The sequence below is a fragment of the Pseudomonas typographi genome (assembly GCF_014694385.1).
In the GTDB taxonomy this organism is placed as follows: domain Bacteria; phylum Pseudomonadota; class Gammaproteobacteria; order Pseudomonadales; family Pseudomonadaceae; genus Aquipseudomonas; species Aquipseudomonas typographi.
The window spans coordinates 15,138-36,457 of record NZ_JAAOCA010000029.1 but is presented as its reverse complement, the minus strand read 5'-3'; the positions used below and the strand labels follow the sequence as shown (position 1 = coordinate 36,457).

14 protein-coding genes are annotated in these 21,320 nt (G+C 63.0%); 6 read left to right on the top strand and 8 right to left on the bottom strand.

What is annotated here, in order from left to right; translation table 11 throughout:
• The 4 genes from HAQ05_RS20665 to HAQ05_RS20650 all read right to left on the bottom strand — a co-directional run bounded on the left by HAQ05_RS20665 (position 1) and on the right by HAQ05_RS20650 (position 8,332).
• Positions 1–4,479 carry a condensation domain-containing protein gene (locus HAQ05_RS20665; protein ID WP_190424036.1) on the bottom strand — a complete coding sequence of 1,493 codons (4,479 nt, stop codon included), beginning with the start codon at positions 4,477–4,479 and terminating at the stop codon, positions 1–3.
• A 50-nt stretch (positions 4,480–4,529) separates the two neighbouring features.
• Complete coding sequence (locus tag HAQ05_RS20660; protein WP_190424034.1) at positions 4,530–5,510, bottom strand: TauD/TfdA family dioxygenase; 981 nt, start codon at positions 5,508–5,510, stop codon at positions 4,530–4,532.
• 39 nt (positions 5,511–5,549) lie between these two features.
• Positions 5,550–6,293, bottom strand: a complete 744-nt coding sequence (locus HAQ05_RS20655) for an alpha/beta fold hydrolase (RefSeq protein ID WP_190424031.1) — start codon at positions 6,291–6,293, stop codon at positions 5,550–5,552.
• Between the two features lie 383 nt (positions 6,294–6,676).
• Positions 6,677–8,332 (bottom strand): cyclic peptide export ABC transporter, encoded by a 1,656-nt coding sequence (locus HAQ05_RS20650; protein WP_190424029.1) that lies wholly within the window; start codon positions 8,330–8,332, stop codon positions 6,677–6,679.
• 201 nt (positions 8,333–8,533) lie between these two features.
• On the opposite strand from HAQ05_RS20650, the gene HAQ05_RS20645 reads away from it, so the two are divergent.
• The 5 genes from HAQ05_RS20645 (at position 8,534) to HAQ05_RS20625 (ending at position 15,592) form a co-directional block, all read left to right on the top strand.
• Positions 8,534–9,445 carry an ABC transporter substrate-binding protein gene (locus HAQ05_RS20645; RefSeq protein ID WP_190424027.1) on the top strand — a complete coding sequence of 304 codons (912 nt, stop codon included), beginning with the start codon at positions 8,534–8,536 and terminating at the stop codon, positions 9,443–9,445.
• Positions 9,438–11,426: a Fe(3+)-hydroxamate ABC transporter permease FhuB gene (gene fhuB / locus HAQ05_RS20640; RefSeq protein ID WP_190424025.1), complete on the top strand. Its 1,989-nt coding sequence runs from the start codon at positions 9,438–9,440 to the stop codon at positions 11,424–11,426. Before HAQ05_RS20645 ends, fhuB begins: the two co-directional genes overlap by 8 nt.
• 160 nt (positions 11,427–11,586) lie before the next feature.
• Positions 11,587–12,606: a GNAT family N-acetyltransferase gene (locus HAQ05_RS20635; RefSeq protein WP_190424023.1), complete on the top strand. Its 1,020-nt coding sequence runs from the start codon at positions 11,587–11,589 to the stop codon at positions 12,604–12,606.
• A 99-nt stretch (positions 12,607–12,705) separates the two neighbouring features.
• Positions 12,706–14,877, top strand: a complete 2,172-nt coding sequence (locus tag HAQ05_RS20630) for a TonB-dependent siderophore receptor (RefSeq protein ID WP_190424021.1) — start codon at positions 12,706–12,708, stop codon at positions 14,875–14,877.
• Between the two features lie 259 nt (positions 14,878–15,136).
• On the top strand, positions 15,137–15,592 hold the full coding sequence (locus tag HAQ05_RS20625; protein ID WP_190424019.1) for a GNAT family N-acetyltransferase: 456 nt from the start codon (positions 15,137–15,139) through the stop codon (positions 15,590–15,592).
• A gap of 170 nt (positions 15,593–15,762) precedes the next feature.
• Here HAQ05_RS20625 and HAQ05_RS20620 read toward each other — a convergent pair whose 3' ends face one another.
• The 3 genes from HAQ05_RS20620 to HAQ05_RS20610 form a co-directional block, all read right to left on the bottom strand.
• Complete coding sequence (locus HAQ05_RS20620) at positions 15,763–15,966, bottom strand: MbtH family protein (RefSeq protein WP_190424017.1); 204 nt, start codon at positions 15,964–15,966, stop codon at positions 15,763–15,765.
• Between the two features lie 298 nt (positions 15,967–16,264).
• The gene (locus tag HAQ05_RS20615) at positions 16,265–17,290 is read right to left on the bottom strand and encodes a sensor histidine kinase (protein WP_190424015.1); all 1,026 of its coding nucleotides are present in this window, start codon (positions 17,288–17,290) and stop codon (positions 16,265–16,267) included.
• Positions 17,291–17,296: 6 nt separating this feature from the next.
• Complete coding sequence (locus HAQ05_RS20610; RefSeq protein WP_190424013.1) at positions 17,297–18,775, bottom strand: ATPase domain-containing protein; 1,479 nt, start codon at positions 18,773–18,775, stop codon at positions 17,297–17,299.
• A gap of 660 nt (positions 18,776–19,435) precedes the next feature.
• On the opposite strand from HAQ05_RS20610, the gene HAQ05_RS20605 reads away from it, so the two are divergent.
• A complete protein-coding gene (locus HAQ05_RS20605) occupies positions 19,436–19,666 on the top strand; it encodes a hypothetical protein (protein WP_190424011.1) in 231 nt (76 codons plus the stop codon).
• A gap of 627 nt (positions 19,667–20,293) precedes the next feature.
• On the opposite strand, the gene HAQ05_RS20600 is transcribed toward HAQ05_RS20605, so the two are convergent.
• Complete coding sequence (locus tag HAQ05_RS20600; RefSeq protein WP_190424010.1) at positions 20,294–21,253, bottom strand: hypothetical protein; 960 nt, start codon at positions 21,251–21,253, stop codon at positions 20,294–20,296.
• Positions 21,254–21,320: the final 67 nt, after the last annotated feature.

Sequence of the window (21,320 nt, the reverse complement as noted above, 5' to 3'; positions counted from 1 at the left end):
CTAAACAGGAAGGCCGGCCGAGTGGCCAAAGCGTTCGACGGTGTTTTCGGCAGCACTGTCAAACACGCTGCGGTCGGTCATTTCGCCCATGGCCACGACGATCCGCCGTGGGCCTTCGAACGGGTCGCGGGCATGGGCGACGAGCATGTTGTCGAGCATCACCACATCGCCACGCTGCCAATCGAAGCGCACCGCGCAGGCTTCGTAGAGTTGGCCCAGTTGTTCCATGACCGCGTCGTCGATGGGCGTGCCGTCACCGAAATACACTTGGCGCGGCATATGCCCGGCACCGACGATGCCCAGCAAGTCGCGGCGTACATCGGCTTGCAAGCAATAGTCGTGGTGCAACTGGACCTGATTGAAGAATGACTTTTCCCCGGTGTACGGATGGCGGATCACCGCTGGGCAAGGCGTGCGGGTCTGCAAGCCGCCATTGGCCAACCACTCGAACTGCACGCCTTGCTCGCGACACGCAGCCTCGACCACGGCACGCTCGTCGGTCTTGTAGAAGTCGCGCCAATCCACATCAAAGCCCGGGGTGAAGGTACGCACGTACAACAGGCCCTTGCGCTCGAAGGTCTCGGCCAGCTCGGCAGGCAAAGCGCGATACATGGCCCGGCAGTCGACGATGGGCGTGGCGCCACCGACCGGCGATGGCAGCTCGCAGAAGAACCACTGCTTGCGCGGCCAACGGCGCAGGTGCGCGCTTTCGTTGTGGAACAGGATCATCTGCCGCTCGGGGTACGGCGTGGAGCGGTAGGTGTTGCGCCCGCCTTCCTTCTTCGGCAAGTCGCCATAGGCGCCATACAGGCCCGGCTGGATGGCTTCGGCGAAGGCCTCGAAATCCTCGGCGGTGCTTAAACCGAAGCCACGGAACAGCAAGCCGGCATGGCGGCGCAGCTTGGTTTCGATGAGCTCGCGATGCTGGCTGGCCCATACACAAGGGTCGAGGTCGGCGCTGACCGGCTCGATCACCAAGGGGAACTCACTGTCGGCATTCAGCGGCGTGCAACGCACGGCGGATTCAACAGCGGGCGGCGTGGCCTGACGGGTGAGGGACTTGAGCTTGTCGCGCTTGGCCTCCAGCCGCGAGCGACCACTGGCCGGGGCGACAGGCGCGGGTTGCAGGGGGGCAAGGGTCAACGTGGCCAGGGGCTGGTCGGGCGCGGCGAGAATTTGCCCGAGAAGGTCTACCCAGGCATCGGCCCAGCAACGTACCCGTGCCTCGTCGAGTATCGCGGTGGCAAACACCCATTCGCCACCCAGGCCTTGGGCGTTCGGGGTGAGGAACAAGGCCATGTCGAACTTCGAGGTTTGTGCCGGCGCGGCAAGCAGCTCGGCGCTTAGCCCCGCCACGGTGAATTGCCCGCGCGGCATGCTGTGCAGCACGAATAACGCCTGCACCAGGGGGTTGCGCTGGCGCTCACGAGGCACACCGCTGGCGTCGACGATCCGCTCGAAGGGCAAGTCCGCCTGCTCGAAGACCGCCAGGGAATCCTCGCTGACTTGGGCCAACCATTGGCTGAACGACTGCTGCGCACGTACACGGGCACGCAGCGGGACGATGTTGACGAAGAAGCCGATAAGTTTTTCCAGCTCAGCCCGTGGTCGGCCGGCGATATCGGTGCCGTAAACCAAATCATCCTGGCCGGTGATGCGATGCAACAGCCAATCGAAGGCACCGCGCAGGACCATGAACAGGCTGGCGCCGTGGGCGCGGCCGAGTGTTTCAAGACGCGCGACTTGCTCGGTGCTGAGCTGAAAGGTCACGCTGGCACCGGCGGTCTGTGGCGTCGCCGGGTGCGGGCGGTCGGTGGGCAAGGCCAGTTGCTGTGGCGCGCCGCGCAGGTAGTCACGCCAGAAATCTTGTTCACGCTGGCGCTCGGCGCTGCCGGCCTTGGCGTTCTGCCATGCCGCGTAGTCGCTGTACTGGATGCTCAATGGCGCCAGCGACGGTTCGCCACCCGCCAATTGCGCCTGGTACAGCGCGCCGAGTTCCTGGACCAGCACGCCGAATGACCAGCCATCGCCAATCAGGTGGTGCATGCTCAGCAGCAGGCGATGCTCCTGACCGCCCAGGCGCAGCAGCGTGGCGCGCAGCAGCGGCGGCCGTTGCAGATCGAACGGTTGCGCCGCCGCTTCGGCTTCGGCCACGGCCAGGGCGGTGGCTTGTTCGGCGTCGCGCACATCACTCAGGTCGAGCAGCGGCAACGCCAGCGCTACCTGGCTGGCACAGTGCACCAACGCCACGCCATCCGGCCCCGGCACGAAGGCACTGCGCAAGCTCGCCTGGCGCTGCAGCAAATCCGCCAATGCGCCTTGCAGGGTACCCACCCGAAGGTCGCCACACAGGCGCAATTGGGCAACCATGTTGTACGCAGCCCGGCCCTGTTCGCCACCCAACTGCTGTGCCAGCCACAGGCTGCGCTGCACCGGCGACATCGCCTGCGGCCCGCTGGCATGCACCCTTTGCAACGGCGCGCTGGCGGCCAGCCGCGGCGCGGCATCAACCGTGGTGGCCAACTGCGCCAGGGGGGTGGCGGCGAATAGCGCGCTTAGCGGCAGCTCGACGTTGAACTCGGTACGCACCCTTGCCACCACTTGCACGGCGGCCAGGGAATGACCGCCCTTGGCGAGGAAGACGTCGTCGCGGCTGACCTCGACGCCCTCGAGCACCTCGGCCCAGATCGCCGCCAGGCGCTGCTCGGTATCGCCCTGGGGGGCGGCGCCGCCTTGCCCGGCGGGGCGCTGGCCCAGTACCGGACGACGGTACACGTAATAGGCACCGAGTTCGCCGGTTTCCAAGCGCTGGCGGCAGGCCGAGCGTTGCAGCTTGCCACTGGTGGTCTTGGGCAAGGCGGCCGGCTCCAGCAAGGCGATGACGCTGGCGGGCTCCTGCTGGGTTTCGCTGACCACCCGGTCGATGGCATCGATCAACGCCTGTGGGTCGAATTTCTTTTGCACACTGCGGCCGATCTCGGCGGCGATGCCGATGCATTCGCGGCCGTCGACCTGTACCGGGAACGCGGCGACGCGGCCTTTGCGTACCGCTTCGACGCCCTGTTCCACGGCCTTCTCGATGTCTTGCGGGTAACGGTTCTGGCCGCGAATGATGATCACGTCCTTGGCCCGCGAGGTGATGAACAGGCCGCCGTTGTAGAGGAACGCCAGGTCACCGCTGCGCAGCCAACGCCCATCGGGCAAGTCGAGGAAGGTCTTGGCGGTGGCTTCGGGGTTGCGCCAGTAGCCATGAGCGACGCTAGGGCCGCGCACCCAGATTTCGCCAACGGTGTTTTGCGCGACGGCTTGCAGGGTTTGCGGGTCCATCAGGCGCACTTGGTCATCGAACAGCAGCCCGCCGCTGCTGACCATTTCGGTGCCGGACGGATCGGGCACCACCCGGCCATGGGCCAGTTCCTCGTGGTCGACATGCAGGGTGTAGTACGGGCCACCACGGGTATTACTGGTGACCATCAAGGTCGCTTCGGCCAGGCCGTAGCAAGGGTGCAAGGTGGTTGGCGACAGCCCCGCCTGAGAGAAGCGCTCTACGAAATCGGCCAGGGTATCGGCACGTACCGGTTCGGAGCCGCAGAACGCCACACGCCACCGGCTCAGGTCCAGCTCGGCAAGCAAGCTGTCGCGCACGCTCTCGGTACACAGGCGAAAGGCAAAGTCCGGGCCGCCGCTCAAGGTGCCGTCATAGCGGTGGATGGCTTCCAGCCAGCGCGCCGGCCGGGCGAGGAAGTGCTGGGTGGTCAGCAACACCAGCGGCACACCGGCATAAATCGGTTGCAGCATGCCGCCGATCAGGCCCATGTCGTGGTACAGCGGCAGCCAACTGACGAATACATCGCCCGGCTTGGTGCCGAAGCCCATTTGCAGCAGGCGCTGGTTATCCAGCAGGTTGGCGTGAGTGACTTCGACACCTTTGGGTTCGGAGGTGGAGCCGGAGGTGTATTGCAGCATGGCGATGGCGCCGCCGGGCACTTCACGTGGCTGCCAGGCCTGAGCCGGTTGCGCCTCGAGGGCCTGGACGCTGGCCACGGCCGGCAGGTTCGCCAGGGTCAGGCCGTCACGCAATAGCAGGGAAGCTTCCAGAGCAGCCTGCTCGCAAAGAATCAGCGACGGCTCGGCATCCATGGCCATGCCCTGCAGGCGTTCGGTATGGAACTGGCGATTGCGCTCCGGCGGATAGGCCGGCACCGCGATCAGCCCCGCATACAGGCAGGCAAAAAACGCCACGATGTAGTCCGGGCCGTTGGTCAGCAGCAGGAGAACCCGGTCCCCCTCCTCGGCGTGCTGCCCAAGGCTCGCGGCCAAGTGACGAACCCGAGCGTCGAGCTGGGCGTAGGTGTACAGCTCGGTGGTTTCATTGCCATCGCCGAGAAAGCGCAGAGCCAGGTGCTCACCTTGTTGTTCGGCGCGCTGCGCCAGCATCTCGATGAGGGATTGGGGTTGAGGCTGATGTGGGATGGCCATGGGGCGTCCTCCTGCAATCGCAAAAAAATTCAGTAAAAGTCGAGGGCTGTTCAGCGCGCGTCGGCGCCATGGGGCTCGGCCATCGCCACCACCACTTTGCGCGCCCCCTGAAACGGCGCACGGCCGTGGGCGGTGAGCATGTTGTCGAGCATCAGCACGTCGTTGGCCTGCCAAGCGAACTCGACTTGCTCCTGCTGCATCACGCCACGGACGTCTTCCAGCAGGGTTTCCTCCAGCGGGCTGCCGTCGCCGTAATAGACGTTGCGCGGCAAGTCCTCCTCCTCGACCAGGTCGAGCAGGGTTTCGCGCACTTCCTCGGGCAAATTGGAAACATGAAACAGGTGCGCCTGGTTGAACCACACCGCGTCGCCGGTGCGCGGATGGGTGGCCACCCCCTGGCAGACCTGACGCGTGCGCAGGCCGCCATCGGCTTTCCACTCCAAGCTGATGCCATGGGCCTCGCAGTAGGCGTGCACGGCACTGCGATCCTCGGTGTTGAATACCTGCTCCCAGGACACGTCCAGGCCGTTGCCGTAGTTGCGGGTGTACATCAGGCCTTTGCTGGCGAACCGCTCGCGAATCTGCTCACCAACCCGCCGGTAGATCGCCCGGCTATCACCAATCGGCGTCGCGCCACCCACCGGTGACGCCTGCTGGCAGAAGAACCAGATTTTCATTGGCCAATCCCGGGTGTAGGCCTGCTCGTTATGCAGCGGGATATGCTGGTGTGGCGGGTATTCGGTGGAGGTGTAGATCCCGGCGGTGACGTTGCTGCGCGGCGTGGAGCCGAACTCGTAGGTGAGCAGGTCTGAACCGAAGCCCACGGCGAAACGGCGAAAACGCTCGGCGGTCTGCACATCGAAGCCACGTAGCAGCACGCCACCGGCACTGAGCAGTTGCTCATCGATCAACGCCCGCAGATCGGGCAGGCAAGCCGATAGATCAAGGCCGGGCTCGCGGGCCTCGATCAGCAGGGGCAACGGGGTATCGGCGTGGCGCAGGGGCCGGATGTCGAAGCGTGAATCAAGCATGGAAGGCTCCGCGAAAAGAGGAAGGCGGCGAGGCATGGGTCACCCCTGGGCGCGCAAGGAACGGAGTGAGGGGCGCTGTGCCTGGGCCAGCGCACCCAGGCTGCGCAGGAAATCAGCGCGCTGGCGGTGCAGGAAGAAATGCCCGCCAGCGCACATTTCCAGCTGGAACGGCCCACTGCATTCGGTCTCCCAGGCTGCCAGCGCACTGACCGCGACACTGTCTTCACGCCCCCCAAAGACATGCAGCGCGCACGGCAACGGCCCACGGCAAGGTGGTTGATAGCGATCACCCAGCAGGAAGTCGGCGCGCAGCACTGGCAACACCATGGCCAGCAGCTCGGGGTCATCGAGTACTGCCTGGGGGGTGCCGTCGAGACGGCGCATTTGCGCGATCAACTCGGCATCGCTCATGGGTTGCGCATCCGGCTTGCCGTCGCGCCGGCTGGGCGCCGTACTGGCGACGGCAATCAAGGCGCTGGGCGGTTCGATGCCCAGGGCGACCAGGGCATGGGCCACTTCCAGGGCAACGACAGCGCCGACGCTATGGCCGAGCATCAGGTAAGGGCCGTCGATCAGCGGCGCCAACTCGTACGCCAGGCTCGCCGCCAGGCTGGGCATGTCCACCTGCAATGGCTCATCACCACGGCGACCATGGCCGGGCAGCTCGACTGGCTGCACATCGAGCCAGGCCGGCAAGGCGGCGCGCCACGGCGCGAAAACCATGGCGCTCGCCCCAGAACACGCGAAGCAGAACAAGCGGATGCGATCGGGTGCGACGGACACTGCGAATCTCCTAAAAGCAGGTGACAAGCCGGACCGGCCTTGCCTGGAACACTGCTCATAAGGACGAAAGAAATCCGTGGAGAATTAAGTGCCGTTGATAAATATTGTTATTTGCGGGGTGGGATTAGGCCGGATTGGAGAAGCGGTTGCAGCCTTGGGGGCGGCTCCGCCACGCCCCAGGATTGATGGTGCCCATCCCTACGCCTGCCCGGCTGAAACCGGCCCCACGGCGTGAGCCGGAGGGACCGGCTTTAGCCGGCAATGGGCCGTGGCCCACGCTGTAGGGTTGAGGTACCTGCCCCTACGTCTTCAGGGGCGCCCCCGGTAGTTGACCCGCAGGGGCCACCTTGCGCCCGCAGAGCGCCTTGTGCCTCACCCCAGATTCATGATCGTTGAACCACCGGCTGCAACCCCGCCGCCAAGGCGGGCGCCTGGCGATGGACGATCTGGCCGCGCTCGAGCTTGATCAACTGGTCGGCCAGGTGGAAGTAGCGGTCGTCGTGGGATATGACCAGCAGCGTCTTGCCCTGGGCGCGCAGCTCGGGCAGCAGCTCGCAATAGAATACCTCGCGGAACGCCGGATCCTGGTCGGCGGCCCATTCGTCGAAGATGATCACCGGCCGCCCTTCCAGGCAGGCGACGATCAACGCCAGGCGCTTGCGCTGACCCTGGGACAGTTCACGGGTGGAGAACGAACCGTTGCTGACGCTGACCTTGTGGTCTAGGTGCAGCTTGGCCAGCCATTCACCCACCTGGGTATCCAGGCTGGCGTCCGGCGCTTCGAGCAAGGTGTCGAACAGATGGAAGTCCGAGAACACCGCCGAGAACAGTTGGCGATAATCATCCCACTCGCCGGCCTTTACCAGCCGGCCATCGACTCGCACTTCGCCGCTTTCCGGCCGGTACAGGCCAGCGATTAGCTTGGCCAGGGTGGTCTTGCCACTGCCGTTGCCACCGACCAAGAAGGTAATCTCGCCAGGGTTGAGGGTCAGCGCCACCGGCCCGAGGGTGAAAACCTCGTCTTCGCGCTCGCTGAAGTAACCATGGGTCAGGCCATCCAGTGCCAATGTCACGCCCTTGGGCAGCACGGCAGGGATCGGGGTTTGCAGTTGGGCTTCAGCCTTCAATTCCGCGAGCGTCGCTTCGATGCGCGCGCTGGCGACTCGCGCCTGGCTCATCTGCGGCAGGTTCAGCAGCACGCCTTCCAGCGGCCCCATCATGTACAGGAACACCATCACGTAGCCGGTGATCACCTCCGTATCGGAAGGAATCCACAAACGCAGGAACAGCACCACACCGATCAGCACCAGGAACAGCAAGCGCCCCCAGCCGCCGGTGATGGCGAACAGCATCAGGCCCTTGGCACGGTTGTGGCGCACTTGCTCGATGGCATTGACCAGCACTTCATCGAGAAAGCGCCGCGCCTTGGAGCGGTTGAGCTTGAGTTCCTTGGCGCCAGAGACCATGGCGTCGAAGTGACCGAAGAGTTGGTCCTGGCTGGAACCGGCCTTGTGGAAGTACTGGAGCATGTGCGAATGGCACAGGTGGTAACCCAGCGAGCCAAGGCCGATGGCCAACACCGAGACCAGGAAAATCGCCCACGACAGATACGCCAGGTACCCGAGGCAACCGAGCACCACCACGGCACTGGTCACCAGCATCGGAAAACCGGTGAAGAAGTTAGACAAGGTGGTGGTGTCGTCGGCCAAGGCCGCCTGGATGCGCCCGCGCCCGGCCTTCTCCAGCCCGCGCAGGGGCGCGGCGACCACATGCCGCGAGATGTGCAGGCGCAGCGTGGCTAGGCCTTGCTGGCTGAGGTGGGCGAACAGCGTTCTAGACAGCACTTGGCTACCCATGACCAGGGCTATCACCAGCATGAAGGGCAGCGCGTAGCCGGCCAGGGCGCCCAGTGGTGCATTCAGGGCCTGATTGATCAGCGCTACCAGCAGCACGTTGGCCAAGCCGCAGACCAGGCTTGCGCCGATGGCCACCGCCAACCGGGTGCGCGAAGCGCGGACCAGCATACCGAACAATGACATGGTGTCTCCTTGGGGTCGGCTGGCGCAGGCCGTCACGCCGTCGCCATCGATAGATTGGGTCACAGGAGTAATAAACGAAGCCTGTGGCAGATTCTTTAGGCCGCACCGGGCGGCATTATTGCAGGTATTGGGAATAAGGTACTGTTGATATAGAATCGCATTCTCGCCACGTGGCGACCTGCCTGCTTGGAGTTTGCTGCAATGCCCATTACCCGCCGTGGAGCCCTGACCGGCCTCGCGTTGCTGCCGGTCGCGCTGTACGGCTCGCCCCTGGTCCGTGCCGCCGGGCCGACATTGCCCAAAGTCGATATCGTCAGTTTCGAGCCCGCCCTCACCGAAAGCCTGCTGGGCCTGGGCGTGGCCCCCAGGGCGGTGGTCAACGCCGGCTTTTATCGCGAGTTCGTCGCCCAGCCGGAAATGCCCGACGACGTCCTCGACCTGGGCCCGAGCATCGAGCCCAACCTGGAGTACCTACAGCGCCTGGCGCCGGGGCTGATCATCGGCACCTCCTGGCAACTGGAGGGTACGTTGCTGCGCCGCATCGCGCCGTTGCGCACCTTCGATATCTATACCACGAATGCCGAGCCCTATCGCAACGCCGGCCAGGTGATGCTGGACCTCGGCGCCCTGGTGGATCGTCGCGACGAGGCGCAAGCCTTGCTGGAACAGACTGACCGCCTGCTCGCCGACTTACGCGCCAAGCTCACGTCGATCAGCGACCGGCCAGTCTATATCGCACGCCTCAATCCGGATGGCCGCCACCTACTGTTGTTCGGCGCCAAGGGCATGTACCAGGCCGTTCTCGAACGGCTGGGCTTGCGCAATGCCTACCAGGGCCGTACCAACGCCTGGGGCGGCAGCCCCGCGGTGGGCATCGAGGCGTTGCTGGAACATCCGGAGGCGTCGTTGCTGTATTACACCAACCCCCGGGAAGCCGTCGCGGCGCAGCGTCGGCTGGACATCAGTCCGATCTGGCGCGCCTTGCCGATGGTCCGCGAAGGCCGCGCCCAGGCGCTACCGCGCTTCTACCCCAGCGGCGGCTTGCTGACCGCGCAGCGCCTGGCCCTGTCGATCACCGAGCAGTTGCTCGCCATGGAAGCCGACCATGCCTGACCACACCTCACGCCTGCGCCGCCAGCCGGCCTGGCTGGCTCTCGGCCTGCTATTCATCGCCCTGGCCTTGAGCGTCCACCAGGGGCATTCACTGCTTGCCCATGCTTCATGGACCAATGCCTTCGGCCCAGTGGCACCCGGCGACCTGCCTGCCTTGCTGGTTCGCTACAGCTACCTGCCGCGCCTGGTCATCAGCCTGCTGGTCGGCGCGGCGCTGGCATTAGCCGGGGTGATCTTCCAGCAAGTGCTGCGCAACCCCATCGCCGAGCCGACCACCCTCGGCGTCGCTTCCGGTGCCCACCTGGCCCTGGCCGCCTGCGCGATCTATGCACCGAGCCTGCTCGACGGCGGCCAGGAAAGCGTGGCCCTGGCCGGTGCCGGTCTGGGTATGCTCGCGGTGCTGGGCCTGGCCTGGAGCCGGCGTTTGTCGCCGGTGGCGCTGATTCTTTCCGGGCTAATCATCAACCTGTATTGCGGGACCCTGAGCACCCTGCTGGTGTTGGCTAACCACGAAGTATTGAGCAACCTGTTCATCTGGCAATCGGGTTCGCTGAACCAGAACAGTTGGCAGGATGTGTATCACCTGGCACCGCGCCTGGCGGTGGCGGCGTTGCTGGCCGCCCTACTCGCTCGCCCGCTGGCGTTGCTCGGTCTTAACGATGCGGCGGCGGGCAGCCTCGGTATGTCGCCTAACCGCATGCGCCTGGTGGCCCTGGCCGTGGCGGTGGCCTTGAGCGCCAGCACCATCGCCAGCGTCGGCGTGATCGGTTTCCTCGGCCTGGCCGCCCCTGCCCTGGCCCGGCTGGCCGGTGCCCGCAGCCTGCGCCAGCGGCTGATTTGGGCACCATTGTTCGGGGCCTTGCTGCTGTTGCTCGCCGACCAGATAGTGCAGGGATTGGCGGCACTGCTGGGCGGAGAAATGCCCACCGGCATCTTCACGGCATTGCTCGGCGCGCCGCTACTGCTGGTGCTGCTGACCCGCCTGCATGAAACCCGGGCCAACCCACCTACCCAACGCGCCGCCGTACACGTTACCCCGCCCAAGCGCACCGCCTGGATACTGCTCGCGCTGCTGGCATTGGCCGTGTTCCTGGCGCTGACCTGGGGACGTGGCCCGGATGGCTGGTATTTTAGCGGTGGCGCGGAGTTCGATGCCCTGCTGCCATGGCGTGCGCCACGGGTGGCCGCGGCGTTCGCCGCCGGCATCCTGCTGGCGCTCGCCGGCACCCTGATGCAACGCATGACCGGCAACCCCATGGCCAGCCCGGAAATGCTTGGTGTCAGCTCCGGCGCCGCTCTGGGCGGTATTCTTGCCTTGCTGGTAGTACCCGGTTTCAACCCATTGGTGCTGCTACTGGCGGCGACCTTCGGCGCCCTGCTTGCCCTTCTGGCCATTGTTGCGCTGAGCTGGCGCAGCGCCTTCGCGCCGGACCGCATGCTGCTTACCGGTGTCGCGCTGGGCACTCTGCTCAATGCTTTCGCCGCGGTGTTCATGGTCAGCGGTGATTCCCGAGTGTTACTCATGCTCAGTTGGATGACCGGCTCGACCTATCGTATCGACGCCAGCCAGGCGGTGGTCATCAGTGCCCTGGCGGTACTGTTCCTGCTGGTCACGCCACTGTGCAACCGGTGGCTGGCGATCATGCCACTGGGCGCCGAACGCGCCCGGGCGCTGGGTATTTCCCTGAGTGGCAGCCGCCTGGTGTTGCTGCTACTCACCGCCGTGATGACCGCGGCCGCCACCTTGGTGGTAGGCCCGCTGAGTTTCGTCGGCCTGATCGCGCCGCACATGGCGCGCCTGCTCGGCGCGCAACGGCCTATTGCGCAATTGATCATCTCGGCACTGCTGGGCGGCACGCTACTGGTGCTGGCTGACTGGCTGGGCCGCAACCTGGTCTTCCCGTGGCAAATCCCGGCCGGGATGTTCGCGACCTTCGTCGGCGGGCCGTATTTCATGTGGTTATTGGCGCGCAAACGCTGAAAAAAGGCTTGTACAGGTTATTTTTATAGAATGTAAATAGTTGCGATTCCTATTCGTTATAGACTTACCCAAGCTATGGCCTGGCCGAACTGAGCCGGGCCAAGGCCGGCAGGTTTCCTGCGGGCCGGCATACGCGAGAAATCACTAACGGAGAAGCATCATGACCACGCCGAACTTCACCCTACACCTGGCTGACGGCCGCAGGGTGATCGCCCAAGTGGCGGACGATGGCAACGGCAGCCTGACCATCGAGGGCGTCGACCTCGTGCATTTCCGCCGCCAGGACGGCAACGTGCTACTGGAAAACATGCCCGAGGCATTCCCGGCCAGTGGCCTGTTGGCGCTGCTCGGCCAAGTCTTCTGCAATTCGTCCCGCGTCCCGATGCTGGAAATCAGTGCCCCGCTCTCCCTCGACCGCGCACGCGATGCCATACGCCAAGGGGTGTTCGACACCCTGCTCGGCCATGACGGCCGCACGGCCCGCCTGGCCTGCGCGCGCAGCAGTTTCTGGCAACACCCGCTGCCCTGGCTTACCACCAGTTCCGCCGCCGGCATGCCGGTGCGCTACACCTTCAGCGGCGACAAGCGTCACCCGCAGCGCCCACCGATCCCACACGGCGAGGTCTACCGCCGCGAACTGCCCGGCCTGAATACCACCTTCACCCTGCGCACCGTAGACATCGGGCTCGACCTGGAGCGTTTCAACCGCTGGATGAATCTAGAACAGGTCGCGTTCTTCTGGGAACAAACCGGCAGCCCGGAGGAACATGCTGCGTACCTGCAACAGATGCTCGACGACCCGAGGGTCTTGCCGTTGATCGGCAGCTACAACGACGAGCCGTTCGCCTATTTCGAGATCTACTGGTGCAAGGAAGACCGCATCGCACCCTATTATGACGCACAAGACCACGACCGCGGCTGGCACGTGGTGGTCGGCGAGAGCAAGCACCAGAGCGCCGGCAAGCTCAAGGGCTGGTTCCGCTCGCTCATGCACTACATGTTCATCGACGAGCCGCGCACCCAACGCATTCTCGGCGAACCGCGGATCGACCACACCCGGCAGATCGGCTTCCTTGAATCCCAGGGCTACGGCAGGCTCAAGACCATCACCCTGCCGCACAAGAAAGCCGCCCTGCTGCGCCTGGAACGCGAGACTTTCTTCGACGATTACTACCCCTGACCGTTCACCGTTAGCCGCCCGCAGCCTGATGGGGATCAAGCACCGGGCGGCCTGATCCTTACCAACTAAAAAAATATCACTTCACACTCAGGAGCCCCCATGTACGCAAAAAACGTCTTCACCTACCATCCGTTGGCACTGGCGTTGTTTCTCAGTGGCCTGCCGCTAAGCGCAGCCCACGCCGCCGACAGCACTGATGCCGCGGCGCCAAGCGGCACGCTGCTACTGCAGGAAACCAACGTCGATGCGAAGGCGATCGAGAACCCGACCGGCCAGGTCAGCGGCCCCGTGGCAACGCGCAGCACCAGTGCGAGCAAGACCAACTCAGCGATCAAGGAAATCCCGCAGTCGATTTCGGTCGTCACTCGCGACGAAATGGACGACCGCAAGACCGACACCCTGGCCGAAGCCCTGAGCTACACGCCCGGCGTGATTGCCCAGCCGGGCGGTTTCAGCCGCGTGGCCGATGACTTCGTGATCCGTGGCTTCAACGTGGGTTCGGGCACCGGCGGTATCCTACGCGATGGCATGAAACTGCAAGGCAGCGTGTATGACGGCGGCATCGAACCCTATGGCCTGGAGCGCGTGGAAGTGGTCAAGGGCGCCTCTTCGGTGCTGTACGGCCAACTGTCGCCGGGCGGCCTGATCAACACCATCACCAAGCGCCCGACCGACACCCCATTGCATGAAATCAACGTGGAATACGGCAGCCATGCGCGCAAGCAGTACAGCTTCGACCTGGGCGGCCCGATCGATGACGCCGGGCAGTTCTCCTATCGCCTCACGGGCCTGTGGCGCGACAGCGATACCCAGACCACCGATGCCGATGACGACCGCCGCTACATCGCGCCAGCCCTTACCTGGCGCCCGAACGAGGACACCTCGCTGACCTTCCTGGCCAGCTACCAGGAAACCCGCACCGGCTTCGCACCGCCCCTGGACTACGACCTGACGACCTCGTCCAGCGCCCGTTATCCCAAGGTCGATCGCGACTTGTTCACGGGCGAGCGCGGCTTCGATCACTACAACAACTATTCGACCACGGTCGGCTACTTGTTCGAGCACAATTTCACGCCAGACCTGAAAGTCCGCCATGCGCTGCGCCATTTCGAGGCCGACCTGAGCTGGGACTACATGCAAGTCGCCGACACCGGCAGCGCCTCCTTGCGCAACCAGGGCCTGCTGGCACGCCGGGCGAGCATTCGCCGCGAACGCTCCGAAGGCTGGACCAGCGACAACAACGTGGAATGGACCCTCAACAGCGGCCGCTGGCAGCATACCCTACTGGCTGGCGTGGACTACTACCACAAGACCTATGACTCGCATCGTTTCGCAGGTGCCACCTCCCTATTCAACCCGGCCAACCCGGTGTACGGCGCATCGACGGGCATCACCTCGGCCGACAGCGGCTCGGACCTGCACAGCGCCCAGGCCGGCGTTTACCTGCAAGATCAGATCAAGTTTGACGATAAGTGGATCCTGCTCCTGGGCGGTCGCCAGGATTGGGCCGAAAGCCGCACCTACGCCAACGCCACCGGCGCACGCACGCCCCGCAACGACAAGAAAACCACTGGCCGCGTAGGCCTGGTGTATGAAGCAGACAATGGCCTGGCCCCATACGTCAGTTGGAGCCAATCGTTCCTGCCGGCCAACGTCTTCAACGCCAACGCCGACACCTCGTTCAAGCCGACCGAGGGCGAACAGTACGAAGTGGGCGTGCGCTATACCCCACCCGGTACCAATGCACTGTTGAGCGCCGCGGTGTACGACCTCAAGCAGAAAAATTCGCTGAGCACCGACCTCTCCGGCAACACCGTGCAGTTCGGCGAGACCCGCTCGCGGGGTGTCGAGCTGGAGGCAAAGGCTGATATCACCCGCAACCTCAGCGCCACCGCTTCATATACCTACACCGATTCGAAGATCACCGATGACCCCGTGGCCAGCCAAGTCGGGACGCGCATCGACGGCGTGCCTTACCACATGGCCAGCCTGTGGGCTGACTATCGCCTGACCGCCCTGGGCCTGTCCAAGGTCGTGATCGGCGGCGGCGCCCGCTACATGGGCACCAGCCGTACTTCCAGCTCGGACACCGATGAGAAGGTTGACGCTTATACCTTGTTCGACGCGAAAGTCAGCTACGAAGTCGACCAGAACTGGACTGTGGCCATGAAGGCGCAAAACCTGGCCAATGAGAAGTACCTGTTCTGCAATGCCTCGTGCCGTTATGGCGACGAACGCACGTTGATCGGTTCGGTCAACTATCGCTGGTAACAGCGGGACGCCCTCTGGATGGGGAATGCTCTTCACTTAAGCATTCGAGACCAAGCCGGGCTTATCCGAAAATCCGATGCCAGACCGCTGGCATCGGATTTTTTATGTGTGCTCAATAGGGGCTGCTCGACGTCGGCCACCTTCCAGCAAAAAGGCGCCTTCTGTGTGCAAGTGGCCCGTTACATAAGCATGGTAAACGCCCGGTGAAGGCACATTGCGATGGGCTATGCTGTGATAGCCACGGATTGAGGTTCCCAGCATGGGATGTCAGGTTCGCCCCGCAACAAGCGAAGACGCAGCAGCGATTAGCCGAGTCGTGATCGCTGCTTTGCATAAGTCGAACTCGCAAGATTACTCACCTGAAGTGATCACTCAGGTTGAGAAGCACTTTTCTCCGGGCGCCGTCAGCGCCCTACTCAGTAAGCGCAAGGTTTTCGTAGCCTTGCTAAGCGAAAATATTACGGGCACTGCAAGTCTCGAGGGTGATGTAGTCAGAAGCGTTTTCGTTGACCCCGCGTACCAAGGTATCGGTATGGGTAGGCAGTTGATGGAAGTTATTCATGCTACGGCTGCCCGCGCTGGTATTGGGGCTTTGCGGGTGCCGTCATCAATTACGGCGCAGGGCTTCCACGCCACGCTGGGTTACCGGAAAATCCGCGGTGATTTTCATGGGGCTGAACGCACCATCGTTATGGCAAAACAGCTTGAAGATTAGCGTGGCGTTCAGAAGTTCGCACGAGCATTGACCTGTGAAGGTTGCTGTTGGGCCAGGCGCCGTGACGCGTCATAGCCGGGCTACGGCGAGCAGGGGCAACGCCGGCCAGCAGCAAAGGGCACCGTCAATAGGGTGCAGCCAACTTCTGAAGCACCACACCCGTAAAGCCCTTAAGCCTGCATCGCCTCGCGCAAGCTGGCCGGGCGCATGTCGGTCCAGTTGGCTTCGATGTATGCCAGGCAATCGGCCTTGGATGATGCGCTGCCTACCGCTGACCAGCCTTGCGGCACGGCCTTGAACTCAGGCCAGATCGAGTACTGTTGTTCCTCATTGATCACCACCAGAAACTGCGTGTCTTCGCGGTCAAATGCCATCTGTGTTGCCTCCTACGGATGATTGAGCGTGCCTACGCCACGGACATAGGCCTACCCATGGAAGACGGGCGACGCAACCCTAAAATTAGTCCCCTCGATAGCCCGAACGAATACCGTCGTCATCGGCCAATGCCTTATCGGTAACATGCTTGAAAAGGGCCTCCGTGCGCACCTACATCGACTGTGCGGGCTCTCTTGGTTCCGGCATCTATTGATCCCCCTCGCCCTTTTCCACCAGGCCCGGATGTTTTCGAAAGCAGCCGATAGGCTGCCTTTGCACACTGTGTAATTTGAACAATCAGTGCGCGACCAACGGCAGCGTAATGATGAACGTGCTGCCTCGGTTTTGGCCGTCACTGAGCGCGACCACCGTACCGCCATGTGCCTCGACCAATTCGCGTACCACCGCCAGGCCTATACCCAGCCCTGTGCCGTTGAACCCCGCGGCTTGCTCGTCTTGCACAAAGGGCTCGAAAATGTGCTGCAGCACATCGGATGATATACCGATGCCGTTGTCGGCAATGCTGACTATCAGTGTGTGCTCTTCGGCCCGCGCTGACAGCGTTACGATGCCGCCCGGAGGCGTATATTTGGCCGCGTTGGTGAGGATGTTGGCAATGACCTGGGTTAACCGCACCGGGTCACCGCTGACAAACAAACCTTCGCCGGGGAGGTCGCACAGAAACTGCAGTTGCCGCGCGTTGAGCACCGGCAGGCAGTTGTCAACCACCGAGCGGATCAGCGCCACAATATCCAGCGGCTGAAGTTTCAGGCGCAGCTTACCGGTCGATGCCCTGGATACATCCAGCAGGTCGTCCACCAAGCGTGCCATGTACTGAACCTGGCCTTCGAGCAGCGCTTGCAGCTTCGGCAACTCGCCACTGGGGGCTCTGGCGATGCGCCCGGCGATCATGCTGATCGGTGTGAGTGGAGTACGCAGTTCGTGGGCCACCAGGGCGAGGATCTTGCGCTCTTGGCCCAGGGCGCGCTCGGCCAGCACCTGAAGGCTCTGGGCGCTCAGTGCGGCGATCACCAGCTGTTCATTGGCCTCACGCAATAATTGCGGCCCATCCTCGCGGGTGTGCAGCGCTAACGAGGCAGCCGCTTCCGATTGCGCTGAGATAACCGCAATAACCAGTTGCTCATTGGCCTCCAGCAACTGCGCCATCTTCTGCCGGTCACTGATGCGCCCCTGGGCCTCGACCAGCGTGCGTTCCAGGGTCGCCAGCACTGCACGGGCTTCCAAGGTTTGCTTGCCGATCCGTTGAAGCTCGCTGGCGGCGCTGGCCAAAGCTTGCTCATTCGGGCCCGTACTATCGGTCATGGCAGCTCACACATGGTCCTCTCCCGGCGCCGCATGGGGAATACATTGTTGCGTCGGGCTGCCCCCCAGCAGACCTTCTAGACCTTTGAGCCTTTCGCCTATCTGAATGCCCTGATCATCGATGTGGTACTCACGCAGCTCATCGCTATGGGCGCTGGCGCGCACTTTCACGACCGCCATCATGCGTAACAGCCGGCTTTGCACTTCGATGTAGCGTTGCACGATGATCGCGTCGGTTAAAAAAGCGGTGCCGTAAGGGCTGAAGCGTAGGTCCGTGTAGCGATCTTCCAACTCGCAGGTCATCAACACACTCACACCCACTTGGGCCAAGGCCGCAACCAACCTCGACAATGACTCGCGGAAATCCTCGCGGAAGGTCGGCGCCAGCGCCAACTCGAACCCTGACAGTGAGTCGATCACGACGCGGGTAGCCTTCAGACGGTGGATTTCCTCCAAGATCATTTGAACGGTCTCGTCGATCGACAAATCTGCCGCCCGGCTGTCTACCAGGCCAACTTTGCCCTCCTCGACCAAGCGCGCCAGGGCGGAGTTCTGTGAATGGCTGGGGCGTTGCTCGAACACCGCCATCACGCCGGTTTCGCCCTCGCTGGCGCCTTGCGCGAGAAAGCTGGCGGCGAGAATGCTCTTGCCGGAACCGGAGGGCCCGGCCACCAACAGCGAATAGCCTTGTGGCAAGCCCCCACCGAGCATCTCATCAAGGCGCGCACAGCCCATTTGCAGGCGTTTGCCGGGCGGGCGGGGGCGTGGCGCTGAACGTTGCTGCATGCCGGCGGGTGCGAATACAGTGATGCCGGCGGTGTTGATACGGAAGGTATGGAGCCCCGGCAACGTGGGTTGCCCGCGCATCTTCATGATCTCCATTTTGCGCACTACGGAGTTGCGCTGCACGCTCTGACGCAGCCAGATCAAACCGTCGGCCACGGTAAACACCGGATTGGTATCGACTTCAGTGAAGTATTCGCCAATCAGAAAGGTGGTGGCTTGCCAAGTGGTCATCAACATGCCCAGTTGCTGAACGAATTGCGGCAGGTTGTTATTGGGATTGTCTTGGGTCTGGGTGGCGAGCACCACGGAGCGGAAAGAGTCGACGAATACGAACGCCGGGCCATAGGTTTCAACCTCAGTGACGATACGGCGCAGCACCTCGTCGAGATTGCCCGAGAGTGTATCGTCGGCGAGGTTGATGTAGCGCACCGAATGGTTGATGGCGTCGCTGTTGAAGAAGTCGAACTGTTGCTGGTACCGCAGCATTTTCAGCGGCGGCTCGCCCAGCACACTGAAGAACAGGGCTGGGTGCTCGGGGGTGGCCAGGGCGAACATCATTTGATGTGCCAGGGTGGTTTTACCGCAGCCGGGCGGCCCGGCGATCAGGTTGAACGAAAACTCTGGCAACCCGCCACCCAGTACTTCATCGAGCCCCGGGACGCCAGTGGCCAAGCGGTTGATTGTCACTTTGCTACTCATGGCGAACTATCCTGCGCCGGGGGCGCGCTGAGCGGGGCTGCGAATACGGCACCGAGAAGGCGAGCAGTGAGTGATGCCCCGATCAACGTGCTCAATAGTTGATAGAGCGTCTGGAGCAACTGCTCGCCGAGGAGCAGTGCCTCGTCCGGGGCTCGCTGATCGAGCAGGAATCTGAGGCACGCGGCGTACATAGGGTCTTGAGCGCTTTCGGGCAACTCGGCCATACCAGGGTATATCGAGTAGCTCAACTGAAGGCTACGACGCATTAACGCTGCGACGCCTGTACTTCCTATGACAGGCGAGAGAACGGTGTCCATGTCTTGCAGCGTCGCACTGATCATGGCGGCGATCCGTGCACTGTCAGCGCCATGGCCAACGCGGCGAGCCAGGAAAACCTTGATCTGTTGGCTTCCGTCACTATCCGTTGACATGGTAATCGGGTTCTGGTGGACGAACCTGATCGTACGCCTTATTGGCAAGGACCGAACGATTGATTGGGCCATTGCCTCCGGGGCGCCGCGCAGCAGGGGCTGCGCGGGAAGGCTGCCGGGCGTTCACATTTGGCATTGGGCGCCGTCGTTGCACTTTTTGCCCTATGTGCCTGTCTATGAACCTTCTTCTGAACGGCCTTAGGGAACGAATATGCACAGTTGGAAGCGCATGGCGCTGATTCAGCAGCTTGAGCTAGCGCTGCCTAACCACCGCATAGACTGCGTGTTGTGCCAAGGCTGGAGCGCAACCGTGCTGATCGCGACGCAGTCGGCCGATGAGTGGTTCTGTACACCAGGGGTGGCGCTTGAGCCCTTGAGTGATCAGCGTGATGTGAGCCATTTGGCGCAAAGTTTGAAGTACGAAATGGAAATGGCGCGCTTTACGAAAGCTTGCCCTTAATTTCACGCTCTGTTCACGCCGGGTGCTCGATGCTGGGTGCCTCCAATGTGTGATTGTTTTGGCCCGCCTCCTCGGCGGGCTTTCTTTTGCCTGCGCTTTAGGCCACTTGTAGCTAATACGCCCCGTAACGGGCATTGATGATTCCCTTCAGCGACTGCCATAGAACAAACCACCGCACCGTTGATTCAGCATCTGCCCCGGTGGGTGGCCACACGGTCTGTGAAGCAGGGGCGGCGGTCCGTACCGACGTGCCGGACCCTGCCCAAATTCTGATCCACCTGCTGGGCGACCTGGGCCTGCTGTACAGACCGCTGGCAATCAGCACGTTGCGGTCGCTGATGTACGTGTGGGGTATTTCAGAGGTTCACATGTCAATGAGTGGGAAGTGCTGACGCCCACAACAACGCGGCTGAAACAAAAATGGCGCCCGCTATAGCCTAGCCGGGCGCCATTGTTAGTTCAGAAGCCGGCCCATTAATTAGGGCGAAGCCAAGCCTACTTCTGTCAGTGCATGAAGATGGCAATCAGAATGATAACCGGAATAGGGATACCCAGGAACCACAACAGTAGCGAACGCATAAACTATCTCCTTGCCGGCCATTGCCGTACAGTCATTGACCTACCGAATTATCGAACTTGCGCCGTGGTGGCATGTGCGTGCAGGTGCGCGTCACGTTCGCTTGTGCCCTCCAACCATTGCGCGCGGTCACGCAGGCGGCCGCCGAACAATGCCGCGGCGCTGGCGATGAACGCCCCGCACAGCAGCGCGATGAAGGTCCAGATCGAGGTCCATGCGGCCACCTTGGCAGCGGTATCGGCCGCTTGCTTGGCGGCGGTTTTGGCATCATTGGCAGCTTGGCGGGCTTGCCCGTATACCTGGTCTACCCGCTGTTCGGCTTGGGCTTGGCTTAACTGCGCGCGTTGCGCGACCAACTGCGCCAGGTAGGCGCGATCATCACCGGTGAGTTGGCCGTCGTTACCCGCCAGGGCCTTGGCGAAAATACGCCCAACCGTTGCACCGGTCGATTGCTCGCTACTGGCGCCGGGGTTGTTCCCGCGAAGCAACGTGTCTACAAAGTAGCCATTGCTATCGCTGCCTTGGCCACTGGCGGCAGCACCGCCGGCCGCCCCAGCGGCCATGGTGGCGGCGCCCGAAACCGCACTAGCCCCTGCGCTGGCGCCCGCGCTGGCCAAATGGCCAGCTGAACTGACTATCAGTACGGCCGCCACGAGCGTGGCCACTGCCCAGGAAAGAAACCCGTGGGCGGTGTCGCGGAAATACACCTCATCGCCATGCAAGCTGGCCCACTTGACCCGCAAGCGCCCCGCCAAATAGCCGCCCAGCCCGGAGGCAAGTATTTGTGTCACGAGTAGCCAAACGATGGTGGAGACACCTAGCGCCTTGGCACTGGCACCTTCGCCGGCCCACGGCGAGGACGCCGCAAAACCGAGCCCAGCCCCCAGCAGCACCAGGATAAGGGATAACGCGGCTGCGCCCGCGGCGCCGGCGAAGACAGCCGCCCAGGACACGCCCGAGCGGTTCTGGCTATGTGCCGTGGCAGTTGAATATTCAGTTGGTGTAGTCATTATTGTGAGTCCTTTTTAATTATGAGCGTTGAATCCTTACTCCCTGGCTGAAGTGCAGCGCCCGTGC

Excerpts from the sequence above, each read along its gene's own strand:
- HAQ05_RS20615 (WP_190424015.1), bottom strand. The coding sequence starts at position 17,290 with ATGACCGATAGTACGGGCCCGAATGAGCAAGCTTTGGCCAGCGCCGCC.
- HAQ05_RS20600 (WP_190424010.1), bottom strand. The coding sequence starts at position 21,253 with ATGACTACACCAACTGAATATTCAACTGCCACGGCACATAGCCAGAAC.
- fhuB (WP_190424025.1), top strand. The coding sequence starts at position 9,438 with ATGCCTGACCACACCTCACGCCTGCGCCGCCAGCCGGCCTGGCTGGCT.
- HAQ05_RS20630 (WP_190424021.1), top strand. The coding sequence starts at position 12,706 with ATGTACGCAAAAAACGTCTTCACCTACCATCCGTTGGCACTGGCGTTG.
- HAQ05_RS20610 (WP_190424013.1), bottom strand. The coding sequence starts at position 18,775 with ATGAGTAGCAAAGTGACAATCAACCGCTTGGCCACTGGCGTCCCGGGG.
- HAQ05_RS20650 (WP_190424029.1), bottom strand. The coding sequence starts at position 8,332 with ATGTCATTGTTCGGTATGCTGGTCCGCGCTTCGCGCACCCGGTTGGCG.
- HAQ05_RS20645 (WP_190424027.1), top strand. The coding sequence starts at position 8,534 with ATGCCCATTACCCGCCGTGGAGCCCTGACCGGCCTCGCGTTGCTGCCG.
- HAQ05_RS20635 (WP_190424023.1), top strand. The coding sequence starts at position 11,587 with ATGACCACGCCGAACTTCACCCTACACCTGGCTGACGGCCGCAGGGTG.
- HAQ05_RS20660 (WP_190424034.1), bottom strand. The coding sequence starts at position 5,510 with ATGCTTGATTCACGCTTCGACATCCGGCCCCTGCGCCACGCCGATACC.
- HAQ05_RS20620 (WP_190424017.1), bottom strand. The coding sequence starts at position 15,966 with ATGGCATTTGACCGCGAAGACACGCAGTTTCTGGTGGTGATCAATGAG.
- HAQ05_RS20605 (WP_190424011.1), top strand. The coding sequence starts at position 19,436 with ATGGCGCTGATTCAGCAGCTTGAGCTAGCGCTGCCTAACCACCGCATA.
- HAQ05_RS20625 (WP_190424019.1), top strand. The coding sequence starts at position 15,137 with ATGGGATGTCAGGTTCGCCCCGCAACAAGCGAAGACGCAGCAGCGATT.
- HAQ05_RS20665 (WP_190424036.1), bottom strand. The coding sequence starts at position 4,479 with ATGGCCATCCCACATCAGCCTCAACCCCAATCCCTCATCGAGATGCTG.